This window comes from Micromonospora sp. 067-2 (genome assembly GCF_046549295.1).
Classification (GTDB): Bacteria; Actinomycetota; Actinomycetes; order Mycobacteriales; family Micromonosporaceae; genus Micromonospora.
Genome location: NZ_JAJPWB010000010.1, coordinates 327,821 through 350,013 on the forward strand (window position 1 = coordinate 327,821; position 22,193 = coordinate 350,013).

The following is a 22,193-nucleotide window of genomic DNA, read 5'->3' on the forward strand; positions in this document are numbered from 1 at the left end:
GGGTCGATACGGGCAACGACGTCAGTGCCCTACCTCAGGAAGTCCAGGAGCTGCCGGGCGGTCTCCTCGGGCGCCTCTTCGGGAATGAAGTGCCCAACCGGGACCGGTTCGCCGCGTACGTCGTCGGCCCACCCCCTCCAGATCCCGACGGGGTCGTCATAGAGCTTCGCGACCTGACCCTGTTGACTCCACAGGAACAGGACGGGGCAAGTGATCTTTCGGTTGCCGCGGTCCGCCTCGTCCTGCTGGTAGTCCAGCGTCGCGGCCGCGCGGAACTCCTCGCAGATCGCGTGGACCGTGGCAGGATCGCTGAACTGCTTGACGTATGCGGCGCGCACCTCAGCCGGAAACGCGTCCTTCACCGTCGGCCAGTTGTCGAACATGAAGTCGACGAGGACTGCGGGCGCCGCATCGATGAACTGCTCGGGCACCGGTGCCGGCGCGGCCAGGAAGGACCAGACCCAGTAGGACAGGCTGAACGCCTTGTCGGCACGGTTGTAGACATCACCGATGGGAACGACATCCATGACGGCCAACCGGGTGACGGCGTCGGGTTCGTCGAGGGCGAGACGGTAGGCGCACCGGGCGCCGCGGTCATGGCCGACGAGGCGGAACTGCTCGTGGCCCAGGCTTCGCATGACCTCGATCTGGTCACGGGCGGCGACGCGCATGCTGTACGGCTCATGATCGGCGCTGCTCGGCGGTTTACCGCTGTCGCCCCAGCCGCGCAGGTCCGTGGCAACCACCGTGTAGTTCTCGGCGAGTCGCGGCGCCACGCGATGCCACATCAGGTGCGTCTCGGGAATGCCGTGCAGGAGCAGGACCGGTGGCCCGCTGCCGCCGCGGCGTCCGTGGATCGTCGTGCCGGACGTGGAGATGTCGAACTCTTCGAAGCCCTCGAACATGTCCCGAACCTCCCCGCGAGTGGATCACGACCGTCTGCCCCGGATACGTCGCGACTGCTCAGAGCCCCTGACCGATCTCCACCAGATAGCCGTCCGGGTCACGCAGGTAGCACCGAATCTCCGTCCCGTGGTCCTTCGGTTCGGTGAGGAACTCCGCGCCGCGAGCTTTCCACTCCTCGTAGAGGGATCGGATGTCGGTGACCCGTACGTTCATCGCGCAACTCAACGTGTTGGAGTCGGCTGGCGCTTTTGCCTGCACGGTCGGCTTGTCGTCAGTCGGCCCGCCTTCGACATTGATGATGATGTAGCTGTTGTGGAACCGGAGAATCAACGGATCACGCTCGTGGACACAGGTGGCGCCGAAGACCCTCTCGTAGTACTCCCGTGACCGATCGATATCACGGACGATCAACAGGGTGGCGAGAAAGATCCCGTCCGCGGGCTTGAAATAGTCAGGTGCCCTGTCAGCCATGTCCACCTCTCACTCGGTTCCCAGATTGATCCGGCCGCCGTCGCGAAAGCAGATCGCGCTTACTACCCCGAGCAGGCCGTCGGAAACACTCCTTCCACCTGCCGTAGTAAGGCTTTGCTGGGTACTTCTCCGCGTACCCACTCAATCGGTCAACGGCGCACCCGGTAGCGCAGGTGAAGCACCCGGTTGCCCTGAACAACTACCTCTGGGCCTTCCAGCAGGTGCTGCGCGTCGACGGAGCCGAAGTAGCGCTTACCGGCCCCGAACACCACGGGTGCGACGTCCATGCGCACCTCGTCGACCAGCCCCGCGGCAAGCATCTGCCCACCGACGTCACCCGCGGCGACCTCGACGATACGGTCACCCGCAAGCTCCCGGGCCTTGGCCACGGCCGCCTCGATGCCGTCGACAAAATGGAACGGCGCCTCAGGGGCCCAGCCCTCGGGCGCCGGCCGGTGCGTCACAACGACCGCGTGGTCGACCCCGCTCGGAGGCGTCCCGTCCCAGCCCTCGGTCAGGTCGAAGACGTGGCGGCCGGCGATCGTCACCCCGATCTGGTCCCAGTACGGCCGGACGTAGTCGTAGGACGCCTGCGACACCTTCAGGACGCCACCGTCGTCCAACGGCACGTCACCGCTGACCAGCCACTCGAAGATCGGACCGGGATCGTCGTTCTCATCCGCGATGAAACCGTCCACCGAAACCGACGCGTTCATGACCACGTTCCCCATGGGTTCCTCCTCTGTTCGGAGTTCCAAGTCTTGTGCGCCGTGAACTGTCGCTCTTGTACGAAATCAATCGGCCGGGAGCGGCCAGCCGTCCAGGACGTGGTCGGGATGGTCGCGCAGGAATCGCCGCCGGACTTCGGCGTACCGGGTCGGCGTGAGCCCGGTGAACTCCCGGAACTCGCGCACGAAGTGGGCCTGGTCGAAGTAGCCCGCGCCAGCGGCAACGTCTCCCCAGTCGATCGGTGCAGCGACGTCGAGCGCCAACACGGCGGAGCTGAAGCGGTAGCTGCGAGCCAGCCGTTTCGGCGTGACACCGACTACGGCCTTGAACCGCTTCGTCAAATACGTGCTGCTGGCGCGGGCCGCCACACCGATGTCGCTGATCGGCACTGTCCCGCCTGTCGCCGCGACGGCGCTGCTCATTCGGCGGACCAGGTCAAGACCGTCGATCACCCGCAGCCGTCGCACCAGTTCCTCCTCGAGCACCATCAGCATCTCGTGCGGTGCGTCCGCCAGGGTCAGTCGGTGTCGCAACTCAGCGACAGCGGGCTGGCCCCAGATCTGCTCCACCGTCGCCGGTCGGTCGCACAACTCGGCCGCGGGCATCGGAAGGAACGGTGCAAGCCCCCACGGCCTGAAGTGGACGCCCACGGACCGGGTCGGGGTTGGGTAGCTGAACTCCCACGCACGGGTGGGCGTGGTGACCGCGCAGCCGTCGGCGAACTCCACGGCTTTGACGTCGGCGCCCGCGCGGATGAGAAAGGGCGCCCCGAGGTTGACGATGAGCAGTGGCGCGGGCGCCGCCGGAAGCATCAACCGGGAGTACGGCGGAGCGCCCTCCAGGTAGTAGAGGTCGTCGATCAGCCCGTCCAGCGGCGGACCGGGCACCCTGCACACATACTCCACGCCGACATCATCGCCGACGGCCCATCCGGCATCACGCCGCCGTCAGCAGCCTCTGGCGGGAGAAGGGCCGGGACATCCGAGCAGCCCCGCCGGGACTCTCGTTCCACCTGTCGGCGGCTCCCCGACGCACCGTGCTGCGGGGCCTCAACTGAAGGGGCAGTACCTGCACGGGGTCCAGGACCCGTGGCTGTTCAGTTGCCGGCGTCGTAGGGCACGTACCAGTCGCCGAGCGCTTGTCTGAGCCCGAACAGCAGGATGCTCGCCGCGATCGATGTCGCTATCGCGATGAGCAGGCCCTCGTACCCCCGGCTCCGCGGGTCACGGCCCGCCGGGTCGGGCGGTGGCGTGACGGCGGGATGCCAGGGTCGTTCCCGGGCGAGCCACCAGATCAGTCCCAGGCCGAGCGGCACCCCGCTGAGCACCCAGAACCAGAACCATCGGTTGCCCCGAGCGGGATCGGGTCCGAGCAGCAGCACGACCAGGAAGCTGAGCACGAGCACCATCGGCAGCACCCGCACCGGCGGCGGGGCGTCCACGCCCTGCCAACGCGGTTGCAGGTTCGCCGACTGCAACGCCTGGTCGAAGGCGGCGGCCTGCGGGCCGGAGTAGGTCACCGGATCGAAGGAAGCAGCGTCGGAGGAGCCGGCGTCGGAGGAACCGGGAAGGACGGGACCGGGAAGGGCGGGACCGGTGGAGCCACGGTCGAACTCGGTGTAGTGCACCCGCCGGTTGTCCGTACGCCAGACGAACAGGGGCCCGGATCGACCGCTGAACCGAAGCGCCCGATCATCGGTCCAGCCCCACTGGTCGGCGCTGTCCCATCCGTCGGCCCACTGGTACGACAGCATCCGACCAGCAGACAGGTCCGATCGCGCCTGCGCCGTACTCGCCTGACGCGGGGCCGACCACCAGGTCACCGAAGCCCAGACGACCCACAACACCACCAGGACCATCCGCAGCACGCGCCACCAGGCGCGCCGGCCGAGGAACCCTCCCCCGCTGGTGATGACCTGTCGCGCTACGTCCCCCGCCATGGCGCGCATCGTGTCAGCACGTTGCCACGCCCCCTACCCGGGCCCCCGAGCTCGGCGGGCCGCCATCCTGCTCGCGCAAGCACGGGAGCGCTCGCGACGTGGACGGCCGTCGGGTCCCGCCTGACGGACGGGACCCGACGGCCGGTCAGGCTGGTGGCGCCTGGGCGGTGTCGGCCAGGAGCAGAGACAGCTCCCGGACAAGCTCGTCCATCGACTGGCCACTCTGCGCCTTGACCAGGCCGAGCGCGAGATCGGCCAGCAGGTAGAAGCCGAGGGTGCGGGCCTGCTCGGTGCCGAACGCCGACATGAGTTCCTCGGCGCCGGCGAGGTCACCGCGGTGTTTGGCGGCGACGACGCCGGCGGCGCGTTGCACGATCTCGGCCGCCTCGGCGGTGTACCCGCTCACGCCGGGTCAGATCTTCGGGTTGGCAGCGCGGGCGGCCTCGAAGCGGGCGGTGACGTCGGCCCAGTTGACCAGATTCCACAGCCGGTCGACATAGTCCGGGCGCACATTCCGGTACTGCAGGTAGTAGGCGTGCTCCCACGCGTCGAAGACCAGGACCGGGGTGGAGCCCTGCCCCACGTTGCCGTGGTGGTCGTAGACCTGCTCCACGATCAGCCGCCGGCTGAGCGGTTCCCAGGCGAGGACACCCCAACCGGAGCCCTGCACACCCTTCGTCGCCGCCGACAACTGGCCGGCGAAGCCGTCGAAGGAGCCGAAGTGCTCGTCGATCGCCGCGGCCAGCTCACCGTCGGGGCGGTCACCGCCGTCCGGGGACAGGTTTTTCCAGAAGATCGAGTGGAGTACGTGCCCGGAGAGGTTGAACGCGTACGTCTTCTCCAGTCCCACCAGGGTCGCGTAGTCGCCCTTGTCGCGGGCCTCAGCGAGACGGTCGAGCCCGTCGTTGGCTCCCTTGACGTACGCGGCGTGGTGCTTGTCGTGATGAAGTTCCAGGATCTCCCCGGACATGGCGGGTTCGAGTGCGCCGTAGTCGTAGGGCAGGTCGGGCAGTTCGTACACGGTCATCGGGGGACGCCCTCTCAGTGCTGCCTCAATCTGGCTGTTGCCAGTATCTTGCAACAAGAGTCCGTTTGTCGCCAGGAACAGGTGCGCATTTCTACACTGATCCCGCGACTCCGCCAGTTAAGCAAGGCTCACCTAACAACGGTTCGCCTATTCTCCGCACTCGAAAGCGAATTGCCGGACGCCGCCGGACGCCGGGGTTTATCTTTCGACTGCGTGGCAAACATGAACTGACATATGAGCACGGCGGGCGACACATTCATTCGCCCACCGTCCCTGAGTGTGGAGGCACCATGAAGACACTGCTGCAGTCGCCCCCGGTACGCGAATGCGCAGCCACGGCGTGCAGTTTCAACGACAAGGGCTGTCACGCTCCGGCGATCACGGTGGCCTCCACGGGTTCTGCCGCCTCGTGCGCGACGTTCGTGGAGTCCTCGGTGCAGGGCGGAATCCCCGAGGTGACCGGCGCCGTGGGTGCGTGCGCACGCTCGGAGTGCGTGCACAACGCCAACCTCGCCTGCACGGCCGAGTCCATCACCGTCGGCCCCGGCGCTACCGCCAGCGACTGCCTCACCTTTCAGCCCGCCTGACGCCGCGGGCCTGATCCACGGACGATCGCGCCGGCAGGATGCCGCTTGGCAAAGGTTAGCCTTACCTATTAGTGTCATGTCCCTGGGCCGAACTCACCCTCACTTCCTGGCCAAGGGGCAGACATGGCGTTTCATCCGGCCGGGCGGCCAGCGAAGATGTCGCACGTAACGCCCGTCACCGACACCCACACGGCAGCGCAGGCGTCCGTGGCGGGCGTGGGCACCGCCGCAGACGCCGCGACGGCACGCTCCGTCCTCGCCGCCAGCCCGTCCCTGCGGCTCCGAATTGACGACGCGGCGGTCGACCTCCTCACATCGCACGCCGTCCTGCCCGACGGCACGGTGGTCCTCGCGGTCGACGCGATGAGCCGCACCGGCGGCCTGCTCGTCGCCGCACGGGGGCGAGCGGGGGCGGTACGCCTCGACGTGACGCAGCTCGTACCGGTCGCCGTACGGGCTCGTGTCCGGGCCAGGGTGCGGGTGCTGGGCACCGCCCGCCGGTTCGACCCGCTCAGTCTGGATTCGTGCGACAGCAGTACCGTCATGACTCTGCTCGACCTGCCGCCGGTAGCGCTGTGGGCGGTCGAACCGGTCGAGGTCGGCCTCACCCGTGACATCGGCGCGACCACGGTGGGCATCGGCGCGTACCGCGCCGCCCGTCCCGACCCGCTGGCCATCCACGAAACCGCCCACCTGCTGCATCTCACCCGGCAGCACAGCGACATCCTCGAGCAGCTCGCCACGCTGGTCGACCCGGAGCTGACCGCCACATCGGCGCGGGTCGTGCCCGTCGCCGTCGACGCCGACGGCATCGTGCTCCGCGCTGAGGCAGCGGAGGGGCACACCGACGTCCGGCTGCCGTTCCCGCAGCGGGTTACCAGGGGCGCCGGCCTGGCCGAGGGCCTGCGACTGCTCCTCGCCGAGGCGGCACGGTTCGGAACCGGTGACCCTCTCCCCCACCACGACTAACGGGAAGCGCCCTTCCGCCCGCGAGAGTCGACTCGTCGGGCCGTTCGGGGCGCACCGCCCCGACGAGTCGAATCTCCCGCGACTCAGAGGGTGAAGTTGCGGAACAGGATGGCGGCCAGGGCGAGGGCGACGACGATGTTGACGACGGTGGCACTCGCGAACACCACGATCGGACGCCAACCGGCCTCGCGCAGGGATCGGACCCGGAACTCCAGACCGATGCTGACGAAGGCGAGGATGAGGAACCAGGTGCGCAGGTTCGTGGCGACCGCCTGGGTCGCGGCGTTGTCCGCCTTCGAGACCGAGTTGGCAAAGATGGTGCCGAGCACCGACGCCGCGATGAACCCGATCACGAACTTCGGGAAGCGGCGCCACAGCTCGATCGGGCGGGGCCGGGCCGAGGTGGTGCTGCGCTCGACCTTGTACGCGAAGTAGGCCGTCAGCGCCACCGCGACCACACCGATGAGGGCGTTCTGGGTGACCTTGACGATCGTGGCGATCTTGAGCGCGTCGTCACCGGCCAGCGTGCCGGCCGCGGTGACCGCCGCGGTGGTGTCGATGTTGCCGCCGATCCAGGCACCGGCCACGGCCGGCGACAGTCCGAACACGTCGGCCAGCCACGGCAGCAGGAAGATCGACGGCAGCGCGAAGAGAATGACCAGGCTGGCGGCGTACGCCAGTTGCTCGCGCTTGGCCTTGACGGCGCCGGCGGCGGCGATCGCCGCGCTGACCCCGCAGATCGAGACCGCCGACGACAGAAGGGCGCGGAGTTTGTCGTCGAGCTTCAGCACACCGCCCAGCCACCAGGTGAACAGGAACACGGTGGTGATCAGCAGCAGCGCCTGGACAATCGCGGGGCCGGCCGCGGTGACCAGCAACGACAGGTTGATGGACACACCGAGCAGCACCAGACCGGTCTTGATGAAGAACTCGGTCCGGAACGCCGGCGCGAGTCGATCGCGCAGGCCGGTGACGGTGATGACGACGTTGCCGAGCAGGCCGATCACGATGGCATAGATCGGGTATTCGATGGACTTGGCCACCCGTGACAGGTCGGTGTCGGCCAACCAGCCGGGGACGTTCTTGTCCAGGAACTTGGTGAGAAACGCCAGCACCAGGACGAGCGCGAGGCCGACGACGATCCATGGCCACGCGGTGCGGGCCGACGGCTCGGGCGCGAGCGCGTCGGTCTCGTTGATCGGAGTGGCGGGGTCGCTGGTCGGTGGCGCGGTCGCTGCCGCCGGAGCGCTGTCGGTCGGGCTGCCAGCCGGAGCGCTGTCGGTCGCTGCCGCCGGAGCGCTGTCGGTCGGGCTGCCAGCCGGAGTTGCGGTGGTCATTGCAGGATCCCCTTCGAGATGACGCCGGTGAGGATCAGGACGAGCAGGACGAGACCGACGACGGTCGCCGCCCAGTCCTCGCTGATGCGAAAGCGGTTGTCGGTCGGCGTCGGCGCCGGCCCGGTTTCGGGGGTGTCGCTCATGGTGGTTTCTCCCGAGGAGAGGAACTGCGGATACGCGGGCCTGCCCGCCTGCGGCAGGTCTGCGGCGTGCGTGCGGTGCGAGAGGGTCGGCAGGGTTGCCGGCGAGGGGCCGTCAGGCGGGGAGGGGACACATGGACGCCGCCAGGCGTCCGTAGTCCACGTGGCGACGCCGGGTCATCAGAGGCGCGGCGTGCATGATCCCAGTGCAGCATCGGCGACGGCCATGGTCAATGCTTAACCCTACTAATCCCATCATCTGAGTAGGTTATGGCTCGGCCGTCCCGACCCCGGCCGCGACCGATACTGGTCGCTCTGCTCGACCTGCTAACGTGCGCGCGTGACCGAACATCCCGTGGCGCTGCTGCGCACCCACGATGAGGCGGTGGCGACGGCACACCGGGTCGCGGAGGCCCTGCGGCCGGGAGTGATCGAGCGGGACCGCGACGGCGCGACCGTCGTCCCCCTGGAGGCGCTCGTCGGTCTCGACAGCTCCGGCCTGCTCGGCATCACCATCCCGGTCGAGCACGGCGGGCCGGGCCTCGGGCCCCGTACGCTGGCCGACGTGACCCGCATACTGGCGAGCGTCGATCCGTCCATCGCGCAGGTGCCGCAGGGTCACTTCCTCGTGGTCGACATCCTCGCCGTCTGGGGTGGTCCCGACCTACGCGCGCGTGTCTTCGCCGACGTCCTCGCCGGCCGGCGCATCGGCACCGCCCTGGCCGAGCGCGGGGGCCGCCACGCCCAGGACCTCGCCACCCGCCTGCGCACCGACGGTGACGGCGCGATCAGGCTCGACGGTCGCAAGTACTACTGCACCGGTGCCTTGACGGCGGCGTGGGTCGCGGTGAGCGCCCTCGACGAGGAGGGCCGCCTGCGTCTGGCGCTCGTGCCTCGGGACGCGGCCGGACTCACCGTCGACACCGACTGGAACGTCATGGGGCAGCGGGCCACGATCAGCGGCACCACGACCCTGGAGGCCGTCGCCGTCACCCCCGAGCTGGTCCTGGACTACGCGGGCGCGTACGCGGTGCCACAGCAACTCGGCGCGCGAGCCCAACTGGTGCACGGCGCGATCGAGACCGGCATCGCCGGCGGCACGCTCCACGACACCCGCGCCTACCTGCGCGAACGGGCTCGTCCGAGCAGCGAGGCAACTCGGGCGGGAGCGGAGTCGGTGGCCGGCGACCCGCACGTCCTGCACCGCTACGGCCGCCTCGCGGCGAGGGTACGGGCCGCGGAGGCTCTGCTGGCCGACGCCGCTCGGGTTCTCGAACAGGTCGGGCTCGTCCCGGCCGACGCGGCCGCCGCGGCGACCGGGTCGCTGGCCGTGGCCGCGGCGAAGGCGTTCGCCAGCGAGGTGGCCGTCGAGGCGGGCAGTGAACTGTTCGCGCTCTGTGGCACGAGCGCCACGGACGAACGCTGGGACCTGCACCGGCACTGGCGCAACGCCCGGACCCACAGCGTCCACGACCCGGTCGACTGGAAATACCACCACCTCGGCGCGTACGAGATCGGTGATGTCCTGCCCCCCAACCACGGTCAGCTCTAGCCCGGTCCAGCCGTGCAGAACACCGCCTGGCCTGTGCTCTGGGCGGTGATGTGGGTGGTCGCGGTGGACCTCGCCGTCGGCGGGTCCTGGGACGGCGAATACCACCGCACGCAGCCATTCGATGGGTTCTTCTCCCCGCCGCACGTGTTCATCTACACCCTGGCCGCGGTCGCGATGGTGCTGGTCGCCGTCCTCAACCTGCGTCCGGTGCTGCGGAACCGTTTCGGGCCGGACCTCGCGCTGCCCTGGCCGGTTCCGGTGCTGGGTGACCGGCACCCGGGCGCCCTGCTCCTGCTCACCGGGGGCATGGCGGGCATCGCCCTGGCCGGCCCGGCGGACGCGGTCTGGCACACCTCGTTCGGCCTCGACGAGACCAACTGGTCGTTCCCGCACGCGATGCTGGGGTGCTCACTGGCTTTGATCAGCATCGGGTTCTGGTCGTGCCGGCTCGCGCTCACCGGTCACCGACCGATGTGGAGCGCGACCCGCTATTTGCTCGGCTACCTGACGGTGCTCGCCTGCGCGGTGTTCATGGGGCCGCTGCAGAACTACCCGACCCGGGAGTTCGCCTCGGCGGCCGGCAGCTCCGGGGCACTGGGCGTCAACCCTGACGTCCAGCACCTGGTACGGATCGTCACGCAGGCGAACCTGACGCACACCAGCCCGGCGTACGTGCTCGTCGCCGCGGCCTGGGCGGGGCTGGCCCTGGGGTTCCTGCGCGCGGTCGACGTGCGGGCGCGCTACTGGTTCGTGGTCGCCGTGCTGGTCGGGCTGAGCCTGACCAGCACGGCCGGCGCGGAGGCGCAGCGTTACGGCTTCGAGGCAGACCAGCGGGTGACCTCCGGTCTGCCCCTGCTCACCGCGGCGCTCGTCCTCGCGCTGCCACGCCCCCGCGCCCTCGGACCGCGCTACCTGCTCGCGGGCGCGGCCTTCGGGTTGCACACCTTCCTCGTCTGGGGGGTCGCCGTCGCCCCCGCCTGGTTCGCCCTCGCCGCCTGCGTCGCGCCTGCGCTGATGCTGGGTGGTGCGTCCGCGGGAACCTGGGCCTACCGGGTCCTTGCCGCACCGGCGCGCCGGGCGACGCTGGCACTGATCGCCATCGCGGTCCTTGTCGTACCGGCGTTGACCGGCGCGGTCGACCTGGTCCTGCGCACTCTCATCCCCTGACGCGATGTGGTGGCGCGCACCACCGCCTCGCCACCACACCACAGACGTCCGTCAGGGCCCGACGCGTCACGCCACGCGCAGCGGCTTCGTGCTGTCCGGTACCCGCACCGCCCGGAACGTGGTATTCCTGCGTAGCGTGAAGCCGATCGACTCGTACAGTCGGATCGCCCCTGTGTTGCTGGCGGCGGCGTGCAGGAAGGGCCGCTCGTCGCGGGCGCGGATGCCGGCCGCGACGGCCCGGACCAGTCGGGTCGCCAGGCCCTGGCCCCGCACCTCAGGGGCGGTGCAGACCGCGCTGATCTCGGTCCAGCCGGGCGGGTGCAGGCGCTCGCCGGCCATCGCGACCAGCGCGCCGCCCCGTCGGATGCCCAGGTAGGTGCCGAGTTCGACGGTCCGGCGCAGGAACGGCCCCGGTTGGGTGCGGGCGACCAGGGAGAGCATGTCCGGAAGGTCGGCGGCGCTCAGCCGCACCGCCTCCGGATCCTCGGCCGCCTCGACGCCGACGTCCACCAGTTGCACCCCGGCTATCTCGTTCTCGACGGTCCAGCCGGGGGGCAACGCCGCGGCCGTCCCGGTCACCGCAACGGTCGCGCCGGGTCCGACGAGCGCGGCCAGGTCGGCCCAGACGCCCTCGTCGTCGTCCCCGCGCACGCAGGTGAACGGCGCGACGTCGGTCTGGTAGCGGGCGGCCCGGCCGTGCGTCTCGGCGAACTCCCGGTGTGGGCCGGCCAGCGCGGCCCACACCGGGTTGTCCAGGATCTCGTCCGTACGGGTGTCGGTCACTTGCCCTCTTTCGGCAGGCCCGGCGGGTTGATCTCCGACTTGTCGCCCGCCTCGTTGGCGAGGTTCCAGCGGGCGAGGATCCGGCCGTAGTCGCCGGAACGGATGAGTTCGTCGACGGCCGCCGCGAGCGCCTTGACCAGGCCGCTGTCCTTCTTCGTGGTCAGTGCGATCTTGCCCTGCAGGGCGGCACCGGCACCGGAGTAGGTCCCGATGATCTCGCTCTGACCGGCCACGGCCACGTGGTAGGCGACGCTCGGGTTGGGCCCGAGGTACGCGTCGATCTGGCCGGAGCCCAACGCCAGGTAGGTGGCCTGGTTGGTCTGGTAGTACTTGATGTCCACCGGTGCCAGGCCCTGCCGCTTCGCCTCCGCGCTCCACTCGACGAGGATCTTCTCCTGGTTGGTGCCGGAGCCGACCGCGATCCGCTTCCCGGCGACGTCCTTCGGGCCGGTGACTTTCCAGGCCGCACCCTTCTTCGCCTCGAAGGCGAGGTTGTCCAGCCGGTACGTGGCGAAGTCGTACTTCTCCTTGCGCTCCTCGGTGACGGTGATGTTGGAGGCGCCGACGGCGTACTTGCCGCTGTCCAGGCCGACGAAGAGGTTCTCCCAGGAGGTGTTCTCCAACTTCGGTTGCAGGCCGAGGATCCCGGCCACGGCCACCGCGATGTCGGGCTCGTTGCCGATCAGGGTCTTGTTGTCGGTGGCCGTGAAGGCCAGTGGCGGAAAGCCCGCCCCGGCGGCGCCGACCCCGATCGTGAGCGTGCCGCCGGAACGGATGTCCGCGGGCAGGAGCGCCGCGATGGCGTCGACCTTCGCCGGCACGATGCGCTTCTGGTCGGGGCCGTCGTTGACGGCCAACGGGGTGGCACCGGGGGTGGCGGCCGCGGCGGCGCGGGGAGTTTCCTTGGGCGCCGCGCAGGCGGTCAGGCCAAGGGCCAGGACAACGGCGAGCAGGAGGGGGCGAGCACGCATGGAGTGACTCCTTAGATGAGGACCTTGGACAGGAATGCCCGGGTGCGTTCGTGGGTGGGATGGTCGAGAACCTGCGCCGGAGGGCCCTGTTCGACGACGCGTCCGGCATCGAGGAACACGATCGTGTCGGCGGCCTCCCGGGCGAACCCGATCTCGTGGGTGACCACGATCATCGTGGTGCCGGCGCGGGCCAACGCCCGCAGCACGTCGAGCACCTCACCGACCAGTTCGGGATCGAGCGCGGAGGTGGGTTCGTCGAAGAGGATGAGCTTCGGGTCCAGGGCCAGCGCCCGGGCGATCGCCACCCGCTGTTGCTGGCCCCCCGAGAGCTGTCTCGGGTAGGCGGTGGCCTTGTCGGCCAGGCCGACCCGGTCGAGCAGTTGCCGGGCGTACGTCAGGGCCTCGGCACGCCGTCGGCGTCCGGTGGCGATCGGCGCCTCGGCGACGTTGTCGAGGGCGGTCAGATGGGGAAAGAGGTTGAAGCTCTGGAACACGAAGCCGATGTCGGCACGCTGCCGCAGGATCTGCCGCTCACCGAGTTCGTGCAGCCGGTCGCCGCTCTCGCGGTAGCCGATGAGCTGGCCGTCCACCCTGATCGTGCCCCGATCCACCTTCTCCAGATGGTTGATCGACCGCAGCAGCGTGGACTTGCCGGAACCCGAGGGCCCGAGGACGACTGTCACACTGCCCGCCGGCACGGTCAGGTCGATGCCGTTGAGCACCTCGTGCGTGCCGAACGTCTTGTGCACGCCTCGGACGTCCACCATGGCGGTCATCGGGTCACCACCCGACGCAGACCGGCGCGCAGGCGTTGCAGCGGCGTCTGGGGCAGCGTGCGCAGCGCCCCACGGGCGAAGTGCCGCTCGACATAGAACTGCAGGACCGACAGCAGTGCGGTGAGGATGACGTACCACACGGTGGCGACCATCAGCAGTGGCACGACGCGTCCGTTGCGGCCGTAGACCACCTGGACCTGGTAGAACAGTTCGCCGATGGCCAGTACGTAGACCACCGAGGTGCTCTTCAACAGGTTGATCAGCTCGTTGGCGGCGCTGGGCAGGATCGCCCGCATCGCCTGCGGCAGCACGATCCGGTGGAACTGACGCAGTCGGGGAATACCCAGCGCGGCGGCGGCCTCCAGTTGACCCTGGTCGACCGAGAGGATGCCGGAGCGGACGATCTCCGCCGCGTAGGCCGCCTGGTGCAGGGTGAGACCGAGCAGCGCGGCCCCGAACGGCCCGATCAGGTTCGCGGTCTGCACCTGGAAGAAGCCCGGCCCGAACGGCACACCGAGTTGCAGACTGTCGTAGAGGTAGCCGAGGTTCGCCCAGAAGAGCAGCTGCACGATGAGCGGAACGGAGCGGAACACCCAGATGTAGGTCCAGCTGAGCGCCTGCAGGACGGGGCTGCGGGACAGTCGCATGGCGGCCAGCGCGATTCCACCGAGGAACCCCAGCACCGCCCCGGCCAGGGTGAGCTCCAGAGTGGTCAGCAGCGCCTGGAGCACGGAGCGTTCGAGGAAGTAGCCGGCGAACGTCGGCCAGTCCCAGCCCGGGTTGGTGACGAGCCCGTGGGCGAACTGTGCGGCGAGCACCAGCGCCGCGGCGGAGGCTATCCAGCGACCCGGGTGCCGGGCGGGCACCACGATCAGCGTGGGCGGATGAGCCGTCTCGGGTGCTGCGGCGGGCCTGGACAGCAGACTCACGGATACCTCCGGACGCTGGTTGTCGTCAGCCCCGGCCGGTAGGGACGTGAGCGCGGCTCAGCCATGCCATTCCTTGGCGAGCAGCTCGTAGGAGCCGACCCTGTCGGCGTGCGCGTGGGTGATCGTGGTGATGAGCAGTTCGTCGGCCGAGGTGACATCCCGCAGGGTTCGCAGCTGCTGCGCCACGGTCGTCGGCGTGCCGACGAACTGGGTGTCGATCCGGTCTGCCACCAGGTCCCGGTCCTCCTGGGTCCACGGGAGTGCGGCGGCCTGCTCGGGGCTCGGGAACGGAATCGCACCGAGTCCACTGCGGATGCTGCGTACCCACAGTCCGTACGGCGCGGCGAGGCGCCTCGCGGTGGCGTCGTCGGGTGCGACGACCACGTCGGCGGAGACGATGACGTACGGCTCGGCCCGGGTTGCCGAGGGCCGGAACGCCGCCCGGTACGCCTCGACCGCGTCGAGCACGGTGGCCGGGCTCACGTGGTAGTTGGCGGCGAACGGCAGCCCGAGCGCGCCGGCGAGCTGGGCGCTCTCTCCCCCACTGCTGCCCAGCAGCCACACCTCGAGGTCGGCGCCCTCACCGGGTATCGCGTGGGCGTCGAGGCCGTCGGCGTCGTGGTAGTCGCCGCGCAGCAGGGCGAGGAGGTCCCCGACCTGCTCGGCGAAACCCGGTGACCGGGCGCCCGGTTGTTGCAGCAGCGCGGAGTGCAGCGCGGCGCGAGGTGAGGCGAGGAGTTTCGCGAACGAGAACGGCGGCGGGATGAGCAACCCGTCGACCACCCGAGCCTCGGCGCGAGGGGGCGGGGCGTCGCTGGCGAGTTCCTGCTTCGCCTCGGCACGGCGCTGACCGGAACGGCCGAGTCCCAGGTCGATCCGGCCCGGGTGCAGCGCGTCCAGGGTGCCGAACTGTTCCGCCACGGCCAGCGCGGTCTGGTGGCCGAGTTGCACCGCACCCGAGCCGACCCGGATGTGGCTGGTGGCGGCGGCGACCTGCCCGATCAGCACCGCCGGAGCGGCGCTGGCGACTCCGGGGGCGAGGTGGTGTTCGGCGAGCCAGTACCGCCGGTAGCCGAACTCCTCGGCGCGGCGGGCCAGGTCGACGGTGTTGCGCAGGGCATCGCCGACAGTGCCGCCCGCGGGCAGCGGGGACAGGTCGAGCACGGACAGTGGCGTCGGGGGCATGGTGCTCCTTTTCGTGTTTCAGGCGGTGACGGTGGTCGGCAGTCGGTGCAGCGGGCGGCTCGGGATCGCCCGGCGGAGCGCGGGGGCGATCTCGCTCTGGAACAGCTCCAGGGTCTGCCGGTGCTGCTTGTCGGTGAGGCCGTCGGAGTCGGCCTGCAGGTGGATCACCTCGTGGCCGAACTGCTCGTGGTAGCGCAGCACCTTGTCGATGATCTGCTGAGGGCTGCCGACCAGGATCGAGCTGCGGTCGATGGCGTCCTCGATCGTCTCGAAGACGGGCTGGACGCCGACCTTCCGGAACGCCGCGATCCGGGCGTCGAAGATGGGCCGGTAGGTCTCGACCGCCTCCTGCGAGGTCCGCGCCGCGTAGAAGCCGGCGGTGCCGGCGCCCACCAGGGCGTCGGCGGGGTCGTGGCCGTAGTGCAGCCACCGCTCGCGGTAGTAGCGGATCAACTCTGCGTACGGCTCGATCGGGTTGGTGACGTTGGCGGAGAAGAGCGGGTCGCCGTAGCGGGCGGCCAGGTCGACCGATTCCCTGCTGGTGGCACTGCCGTGCCAGACCCGGATGGGCTGTTGCAGTGGCCGGGGCCAGGTCTCGGCGTCGGTCAGCGACGGTCGGAACCGCCCCGACCAGGTCACCCTGTCCTCCCGCCACAGCCTGCGGAACAGCTCGTAGCCCTCCCGGTTGCGCTCCCACTGGTCCTCGGCGGTGACGTGGAACAGAGACGCCTGGGCGGCGCCGTTGCCCTTGCCGATGATCAGCTCGAGCCGGCCGCCGGACAGGTGGTCCAGGGTGGCGTAGTCCTCGTAGGCCCGGACCGGGTCCAGCAGGCTGAGGGTGGTGACCGCGGTGAAGAGCCGGATGGTCGACGTACGGGCGGCGATGTGGCTGAGCACCACCGGCGGCGAGGAGGAGATGAAGGGCCGCTCGTGGCGCTCGCCGACGCCGTACCCGTCGAAGCCCAACTCCTCGCCGAGCACCGCGTTGTCGACGACCTCGCGGAACCGTTCGGTGGTGCTCTTGCGCCGCCCGGTGACCGGGTCGGGCAGATGGGTGATGAGGGTGATGAGCAGGAACTTCATGCGGGTTCCGTCCTTCCGGGCCGATCCGGATCCGTCGGCGGTACGAGGGTTCGGGCGAAGCACAGCGACCAGGGCAGGACGTCGTACGGCGGGAAGACCGGGATCCGCACGTAGCCGGCGCGCTCGTAGCGGCGGACGGCATCGGGTTGGCGGTCCCCGGTCTGCAGCACGATCCGCCGTGCGCCGAGGTGCGCCGCGGCGTCCTCGATGGCCGTGAGAAGCAGCGCGGCGACGCCGCGGCCCCGGTGCGCCGGCACGACGTACATCCGCTTGAGTTCCAGGTCGTCGCCGTGCCACCGCAACGCGGCGTGCCCGACCGGCGTGGCCGCCGGGGTGTAGGCGACGCCGGTCCAGGCGACGGAGGCCGCGCCGACCACCTCGGCTGGAGGCAGGTGGATGGGGTCGCTGAGCCGGTCGGCATACCGCTCCCGCATCTCGCGAGTCATGGCCGCGCGCAGCCGTACGGCGTCGGCATCGTCCCAGCGCCGCCGGCAGACGACGACGGGGGCGACGGTGGCAGGGGCGCTCACCGCAGGGCCGCCGGAGCCGGTCGGGCGGCGCCGAGGCCGAGGTGGTCGCGCAGGGTGGTGCCGGTGTACTCGGTGCGGAACACTCCGCTCTCCTGCAGCAGCGGGACGACCAGGTCGACGAACTCGTCAAGGCCGCCGGGTGTCAGGTGTGGGACCAGGATGAAGCCGTCGGCGGCCTCGGCCTGCACGAAGTGGTTCATCCGCTCGGCGACCTGCCGTGGGGTGCCGATGAAGGACTGCCGGCCGGTCACCTCGATGATCAGGTCACGGATGCCGAGGCCCTTGTCCTGTGCCAGAGCCCGCCACTGCCGGGCGGTGGCCACCGGATCCGGATACATTCCGGCGCGGCCGCGGCTGATCGAGTCGGCCGACACGTCCGGGTCCTCGGCGGGCAGCGGGCCCTCCGCGTCGTAGCCGGACAGGTCCCGGTTCCACAGCTGCTCCAGCAGCAGGATCGCGGTCTGCGGGCTGACCTGCTGACGGCGGATGTGGTGGGCCCGCTCCTGCGCCTCGGCGTCGGTGTCGCCGAGCACGACGGTCACCCCTGGAATGATCTTCAGGTCGTCGGGTGAGCGGCCGTACCGGGCCAGCCGGGACTTGGCGTCGCGGTAGAACTCCTGGCCGGCCTCCAGCGTGCCGTGGCGGGAGAAGATCGCGTCGGCACTGGACGCGGCGAACTCCCGGCCGTCGGGCGAGTCACCGGCCTGCAGGATCACCGGGTGCACCTGCGGACTGCGCGGCACCGTGAAGTGCCCCGCGATGTCGAACTGGTCGCCGTGGCGGGCGAAGGCGCCAGGGTCCCCGTCGGCGACGTACCGGCCGGCGTCGCGGTCACCCACGATCGCGTCCGCCGGCCACGAGTCCCACAGCTCCCGGGCGGTACGCACGAACTCGGCGGCCCGCTCGTACCGCAGCGAGCGGTCCAGGTAACCGCCCCGACGGAAGTTCTCCCCGGTGAACGCGTCGGAGGTGGTGACGACGTTCCACGCGGCCCGTCCACCGGACAGGTGGTCGAGGCTGGCCAACTGCCGGGCCAGCTCGTACGGCTCGCGGAAGGTGGTGTTCAGGGTTCCGGCCAGCCCCAGGTGGGTGGTGACGGCGGCGAGGGCGGCCAGCACGGTCAGGGTGTCCGGGCGGCCGACCACGTCCAGGTCGTGGATGCGGCCGCGCTGCTCGCGCAGGCGCAACCCCTCGGCGAGGAAGAAGAAGTCGAACTTTCCGCGTTCGGCGGTGCGGGCCAGGTGGACGAAGGAGGCGAAGTCGATCTGGCTGCTGGAGGCCGGATCGCTCCACACGGTGGTGTTGTTCACGCCGGGAAAGTGGGCGGCGAGGATGATCTGCTTGGGCACGACGGTCTCCACAGGTCAGGCGGTCGCCGCGGCGGCGTACCGGTTGGCGGGCCGGGGCAGGCCGAGCAGGTCGCGCAGCGTCCCGCCCGGATAGTCGGCGCGGAACAGGCCCCGGTCGCGCAGCGCGGGCACCAGCGCGCGGGTGATCGCGGTCAGGTCGTCGGGAAGCACGGCGGGACGCAGCCGGAAACCGTCCACGCCGGCCCGCTGCCACTCGGCGAGCAGGTCGGCCAGTTGCGCGGCGGTGCCGGTGAAGATCGCCGCATCCGAGCTGAACTCCGCGCCGTCGAGCTGGTCGAGGCGGGCGCGGCGCTGCCGGGCCAGCGTGGGCGTCGCGTCGAGCAGGACGACGAGGTCGGCGAGAACGCGCAGCGGCGGTTCCCCGCGTCCGACGGTCTCCTCGGCGGCCCGCACCTCGGCGACGATCGTGGCCGCGTGCTCGGCGTCGGTGGGGGTCACGAAGACGACGTCGGCGTGCCGAGCGGCGAAGGCGTACGGCACCGACGAGTGGGCCAGCGCGGCGACCACCGGTTGCCCCTGCGGCGGCCGGGGCACGATGGAGGGGCCCTTGACCGAGAACCAGCGGCCGACGAAGTCGACATAGTGCAGCCGATCCCGGTCGACGAAGCGGCCGGTCGCCACGTCCCTGATCTCCGCGTCGTCCTGCCAGCTGTCCCAGAGCCGGCGGACCACCTCCACCGCGTCGCCGGCCTCGGTGAAGAGGTCGCCGACGAGGCGTACCGCCGCGGGTTCGCCGAGCCGGGTCGGGTCCAGCGGGGGGAGGTCGCGGCGACCGAAGTGCCCCGCCTCGGCCCGCTGCGCGGAGACCCGGGGTCGCCAGCCGGCCCGGCCGCCGCTGACGTAGTCGAGGCTGGCCACCGCCGTGGACAGGTGGAACGGCTCGGTGTGGGTGACGCTGGTGGTCGGTACCAGCCCGACGTGCCGGGTCAGAGGGGCGACCCGGGCGGCGATCTGCACCGCGTCGAGTCGTCCCCGGAGCTGGTCGGTTCGGCCGTCGGGGCCGTCGAACCGGGACGACTGGAGGCCGAGACTGTCCTCGATGGTCAGCAGGTCCAGTGTGCCGTTCTCGGCCTCGGCTGCCAGGGCGGCCCAGTAGTCGGCGGTCAGCGGCGCGGCGGGGTCGGCGTGGGAGAGCCGCCAGGCGGCGGGGTGCCAACCGAGGCCGTCCAGGGCGACGGCCAGGTGCAGGGTCTTCTGCGGCATGGGTGTTCCTCCTACTATCTGCCGGCGGTGACGAGCGGGGGCAGCGCGTCGAGCAGCGATCGTGTGTAGTCGTGTCGGGGATAGGTGAAGATGTCGCCCACAGGCCCCTGTTCGACCACGGCGCCGTCGTGCATGACCAGCACCCGGTCGCTGAGGTGGTGCACCACGCCCAGGTCGTGGGAGATGAACAGCAGGGCGGTGCCGTCGGCGGCGCGCAGGTCGGCGAGCAGATCGAGGACCTGGGCCTGGACGGAGACGTCGAGGGCCGAGACCGGTTCGTCGCAGATGATCAGGCTGGGCCGGGGGGCGATCGCGCGGGCGATGGCGACCCGTTGCCGCTGCCCACCGGACAGCGCCCGGGGATGCCGGTCCAGCAACTCCGGTGCGAGGCCGACCCGGCGGAGCAACTCCACCACCCGGTCCCTCCGGTCGGCCCGGTCCACGTCCGGGTCGAGGTTCTCCGCGACGACCCGGGCGACGGTGTAGCGGGGGTCGAAGGAGCTCAACGAGTCCTGCGAGATCAACTGCAGCCGGCGGCGCAGCGGGCGGCGTCTCCGCTCGGACGCCTCGGACCACGGCTTGCCCTCGAAGCGCACGGTGCCGGCATCGGCGTCGAGCAGACCGGCGACGATCCGGGCGACAGTGCTCTTGCCGGAGCCGGACTCCCCCACCACGCCGAGCGTCTCGCCCCGCGCCACCGAGAAGGAGACATCCCGCACGACCGTGTGGTCGCCGTAGCTCCTGGTCAGCCCCACCGCCTCGAGCACGGTGTCGTCGGGGCGGATCTCGGGCCGGGCGGGTAGGGCCACCCGGGTGGGGCCGTTGCCGTTGCGCGGCGCCTCGGCTGCGGCGCCGAGCCGGTGCCCCCGGGAGGTGGCCGAGGGCACGGCGGCGAGCAACTGCCGGGTGTACGGATGCGTCGGAGCCCGCAGCAGCCGGTCGGTCGGGCCGTCCTCGACGATCCGACCATCCCGCATGACCAGCACCCGGTCGGCGACCTGGGCGACCACCGCCAGGTCGTGGCTGATCAGCAGCAGGCTCACGCCGGCGGCCCGCCGCTCGGCCAGCAGCCGCAGGATCTGCGCCTGCACGGTGACGTCCAGCGCGGTGGTCGGCTCGTCGGCGACGAGCAGCGCCGGTTCGCCGGCGATCGCCGAGGCGATCAGCGCCCGCTGTCGCAGCCCGCCGGAGAGCTGGTGCGGGTACTGCCGGGCCCGGCGCTCGGGCTCCGGCAGGTGGACCTGGTCGAGCAGGTGCGTGACCCGGCCGGCGCGTTCCCGGCGGCTCACGATGGCATGGGTGGCGAGCACCTCGCCGATCTCGGCGCCCACGGTCCGCAGTGGGTCCAGGGAGACCAGCGCATCCTGCAGGACCAGCCCGGCGAGCCGACCGCGGATCCGCCGCCAGTCCCGTGGCCGGAGGCCGCGCACGTCCTGACCGGCGATCTCCAGCCGGGCGGCGCGGACCTGCGCGCCCGAGCCGGCGAGCCCGACCAGGGTGCGCGCGGTGACGCTCTTGCCGGAGCCGGACTCACCGACGACGGCCACGCATTCACCCGGCTCGACGGTGAAGCTGATTCCGCGGACCGCGGCCACCCGACCGGTCGGGGTGTCGAAGTCGACGTGCAGGTCCTCGACCGCGACCAGGGGGGCCATCAGCGGCTCCGCCCGTCGAAGCGGGCCTGCCAGTGCCGTCCGACGACGGTCAGCGCCACCACGGTGGCGGTGACCGCCACACCGGGCAGCATGCTGATCCACCAGGCCACCTGAAGGTAGTTGCGTCCCTCGGACAGCATCGAGCCCCACTCGGGCGACGGCGGCTGCGGACCCATGCCGAGGAAGCTGAGCCCGGCGGCGGCCAGGATCGCCTCGCCGAGCCCGATCACGGCGAGCACCGGCACCGGACCGACCACATTGGGCAGGACGTGCCGCAGCACCAGTCGATGTCGGGACAGTCCGTAGGTGACCGCCTGTTCCACGTAGGCGGCACGGCGTACCAGCAGGGTCTGCCCGCGGACGACCCGGGCGTGGTGCGGCAGCGTGGCGATGCCGATGGCGACGATCAGGCTGACGGTGCCCGGCCCGGCGACGGTGATGAGCAGCAGCGCCAGCAGCAGCAGGGGAAACGCCGACAGCGCGTCGAAGCTGCGACTGAGCGCCTCGTCGGCGACCCGGTGGGCGAGCCCCGCGAGCAGCCCGAGAAGCACGCCGCCGGTCACCGCGATGGCCGTGGCGGCCACACCGATGGTGAGCGAGTGCGCGGCGCCGTGCACCACCCGCGTCCAGACGTCGCGGCCGAGGTGGTCGGTGCCGAACCAGTGCTCCGCGCTCGGCGCCGTGAGCACGGCCAGCGGATCGGCCGCGAGCGGGTCCCCGGGAGCCAGCGCCGTCGGCAGGACCGCGGCGACGGCCAGCAGGATCAGGTAGCCGCCGGCGGCGAGCAGGCCGGGGCGCGTCCGGAACCGCCGGCGTACGGCCGGAACCGGCTGGCCGGCCAGGGTGAGCGCGGGGGCCTCGGCAGGCCCCAGGGTGACGGTCAT

At 70.8% G+C, this 22,193-nt stretch carries 24 protein-coding genes; 4 read left to right on the forward strand and 20 right to left on the reverse strand.

Annotated features, from left to right (window positions below; all coding sequences use genetic code 11):
* Positions 1-29 precede the first annotated feature (29 nt).
* The 7 genes from ACLJN9_RS24800 to ACLJN9_RS24830 form a co-directional block, all read right to left on the reverse strand.
* The gene (locus ACLJN9_RS24800) at positions 30-905 is read right to left on the reverse strand and encodes an alpha/beta fold hydrolase (protein WP_410813941.1); all 876 of its coding nucleotides are present in this window, start codon (positions 903-905) and stop codon (positions 30-32) included.
* Between the two features lie 58 nt (positions 906-963).
* Positions 964-1,377, reverse strand: coding sequence for a VOC family protein (locus tag ACLJN9_RS24805; protein WP_410813943.1), 414 nt, complete (start codon positions 1,375-1,377; stop codon positions 964-966).
* 149 nt (positions 1,378-1,526) lie between these two features.
* Positions 1,527-2,108, reverse strand: a complete 582-nt coding sequence (locus ACLJN9_RS24810) for a dihydrofolate reductase family protein (protein ID WP_410813944.1) — start codon at positions 2,106-2,108, stop codon at positions 1,527-1,529.
* A gap of 63 nt (positions 2,109-2,171) precedes the next feature.
* The gene (locus ACLJN9_RS24815) at positions 2,172-3,011 is read right to left on the reverse strand and encodes a helix-turn-helix domain-containing protein (RefSeq protein WP_410813946.1); all 840 of its coding nucleotides are present in this window, start codon (positions 3,009-3,011) and stop codon (positions 2,172-2,174) included.
* A 191-nt stretch (positions 3,012-3,202) separates the two neighbouring features.
* Positions 3,203-4,045, reverse strand: a complete 843-nt coding sequence (locus tag ACLJN9_RS24820) for a hypothetical protein (protein ID WP_410813948.1) — start codon at positions 4,043-4,045, stop codon at positions 3,203-3,205.
* 145 nt (positions 4,046-4,190) lie between these two features.
* On the reverse strand, positions 4,191-4,451 hold the full coding sequence (locus ACLJN9_RS24825) for a superoxide dismutase (protein WP_410813950.1): 261 nt from the start codon (positions 4,449-4,451) through the stop codon (positions 4,191-4,193).
* A gap of 6 nt (positions 4,452-4,457) precedes the next feature.
* Positions 4,458-5,072 carry a superoxide dismutase gene (locus ACLJN9_RS24830; protein WP_410813951.1) on the reverse strand — a complete coding sequence of 205 codons (615 nt, stop codon included), beginning with the start codon at positions 5,070-5,072 and terminating at the stop codon, positions 4,458-4,460.
* 290 nt (positions 5,073-5,362) lie between these two features.
* Here ACLJN9_RS24830 and ACLJN9_RS24835 point away from each other — a divergent pair, with 290 nt between their 5' ends.
* Together ACLJN9_RS24835 and ACLJN9_RS24840 are read left to right on the forward strand one after the other, a co-directional pair.
* A complete protein-coding gene (locus ACLJN9_RS24835; protein ID WP_410813952.1) occupies positions 5,363-5,659 on the forward strand; it encodes a DUF1540 domain-containing protein in 297 nt (98 codons plus the stop codon).
* Positions 5,660-5,782: 123 nt separating this feature from the next.
* Complete coding sequence (locus tag ACLJN9_RS24840) at positions 5,783-6,628, forward strand: DUF2470 domain-containing protein (protein ID WP_410813953.1); 846 nt, start codon at positions 5,783-5,785, stop codon at positions 6,626-6,628.
* Between the two features lie 83 nt (positions 6,629-6,711).
* On the opposite strand, the gene ACLJN9_RS24845 is transcribed toward ACLJN9_RS24840, so the two are convergent.
* Both ACLJN9_RS24845 and ACLJN9_RS24850 read right to left on the reverse strand, forming a co-directional pair.
* Entirely contained in the window at positions 6,712-7,965 is a 1,254-nt protein-coding gene (locus ACLJN9_RS24845; protein ID WP_410813955.1) for a YeiH family protein, read from the reverse strand.
* Complete coding sequence (locus ACLJN9_RS24850) at positions 7,962-8,108, reverse strand: hypothetical protein (RefSeq protein ID WP_410813957.1); 147 nt, start codon at positions 8,106-8,108, stop codon at positions 7,962-7,964. Before ACLJN9_RS24850 ends, ACLJN9_RS24845 begins: the two co-directional genes overlap by 4 nt.
* A 337-nt stretch (positions 8,109-8,445) precedes the next feature.
* On the opposite strand from ACLJN9_RS24850, the gene ACLJN9_RS24855 reads away from it, so the two are divergent.
* Together ACLJN9_RS24855 and ACLJN9_RS24860 are read left to right on the forward strand one after the other, a co-directional pair.
* A complete protein-coding gene (locus tag ACLJN9_RS24855) occupies positions 8,446-9,657 on the forward strand; it encodes an acyl-CoA dehydrogenase family protein (protein WP_410813959.1) in 1,212 nt (403 codons plus the stop codon).
* A 12-nt stretch (positions 9,658-9,669) separates the two neighbouring features.
* Positions 9,670-10,824 (forward strand): hypothetical protein, encoded by a 1,155-nt coding sequence (locus ACLJN9_RS24860; RefSeq protein ID WP_410813961.1) that lies wholly within the window; start codon positions 9,670-9,672, stop codon positions 10,822-10,824.
* Between the two features lie 66 nt (positions 10,825-10,890).
* Here ACLJN9_RS24860 and ACLJN9_RS24865 read toward each other — a convergent pair whose 3' ends face one another.
* The 11 genes from ACLJN9_RS24865 to ACLJN9_RS24915 are packed head-to-tail and all read right to left on the reverse strand — an operon-like array spanning position 10,891 to position 22,193.
* On the reverse strand, positions 10,891-11,607 hold the full coding sequence (locus ACLJN9_RS24865) for a GNAT family N-acetyltransferase (RefSeq protein WP_410813964.1): 717 nt from the start codon (positions 11,605-11,607) through the stop codon (positions 10,891-10,893).
* The gene (locus ACLJN9_RS24870; RefSeq protein ID WP_410813966.1) at positions 11,604-12,578 is read right to left on the reverse strand and encodes an ABC transporter substrate-binding protein; all 975 of its coding nucleotides are present in this window, start codon (positions 12,576-12,578) and stop codon (positions 11,604-11,606) included. The genes ACLJN9_RS24865 and ACLJN9_RS24870 overlap by 4 nt, the downstream gene beginning before the upstream one ends.
* 11 nt (positions 12,579-12,589) lie before the next feature.
* Positions 12,590-13,354 carry an amino acid ABC transporter ATP-binding protein gene (locus ACLJN9_RS24875; RefSeq protein ID WP_410813968.1) on the reverse strand — a complete coding sequence of 255 codons (765 nt, stop codon included), beginning with the start codon at positions 13,352-13,354 and terminating at the stop codon, positions 12,590-12,592.
* Entirely contained in the window at positions 13,351-14,283 is a 933-nt protein-coding gene (locus ACLJN9_RS24880) for an amino acid ABC transporter permease (RefSeq protein ID WP_410813970.1), read from the reverse strand. The genes ACLJN9_RS24875 and ACLJN9_RS24880 overlap by 4 nt, the downstream gene beginning before the upstream one ends.
* 57 nt (positions 14,284-14,340) lie before the next feature.
* Complete coding sequence (locus ACLJN9_RS24885; RefSeq protein ID WP_410813972.1) at positions 14,341-15,468, reverse strand: LLM class flavin-dependent oxidoreductase; 1,128 nt, start codon at positions 15,466-15,468, stop codon at positions 14,341-14,343.
* An 18-nt stretch (positions 15,469-15,486) separates the two neighbouring features.
* The gene (locus ACLJN9_RS24890; protein WP_410813974.1) at positions 15,487-16,551 is read right to left on the reverse strand and encodes an LLM class flavin-dependent oxidoreductase; all 1,065 of its coding nucleotides are present in this window, start codon (positions 16,549-16,551) and stop codon (positions 15,487-15,489) included.
* Entirely contained in the window at positions 16,548-17,081 is a 534-nt protein-coding gene (locus tag ACLJN9_RS24895; protein WP_410813976.1) for a GNAT family N-acetyltransferase, read from the reverse strand. Before ACLJN9_RS24895 ends, ACLJN9_RS24890 begins: the two co-directional genes overlap by 4 nt.
* Complete coding sequence (locus tag ACLJN9_RS24900; protein ID WP_410813978.1) at positions 17,078-18,430, reverse strand: NtaA/DmoA family FMN-dependent monooxygenase; 1,353 nt, start codon at positions 18,428-18,430, stop codon at positions 17,078-17,080. The genes ACLJN9_RS24895 and ACLJN9_RS24900 overlap by 4 nt, the downstream gene beginning before the upstream one ends.
* A gap of 15 nt (positions 18,431-18,445) precedes the next feature.
* The gene (locus ACLJN9_RS24905; RefSeq protein ID WP_410813980.1) at positions 18,446-19,654 is read right to left on the reverse strand and encodes an LLM class flavin-dependent oxidoreductase; all 1,209 of its coding nucleotides are present in this window, start codon (positions 19,652-19,654) and stop codon (positions 18,446-18,448) included.
* A 14-nt stretch (positions 19,655-19,668) separates the two neighbouring features.
* Positions 19,669-21,309 carry a dipeptide ABC transporter ATP-binding protein gene (locus ACLJN9_RS24910; protein ID WP_410813982.1) on the reverse strand — a complete coding sequence of 547 codons (1,641 nt, stop codon included), beginning with the start codon at positions 21,307-21,309 and terminating at the stop codon, positions 19,669-19,671.
* The gene (locus ACLJN9_RS24915) at positions 21,309-22,193 is read right to left on the reverse strand and encodes an ABC transporter permease (protein ID WP_410813983.1); all 885 of its coding nucleotides are present in this window, start codon (positions 22,191-22,193) and stop codon (positions 21,309-21,311) included. Before ACLJN9_RS24915 ends, ACLJN9_RS24910 begins: the two co-directional genes overlap by 1 nt.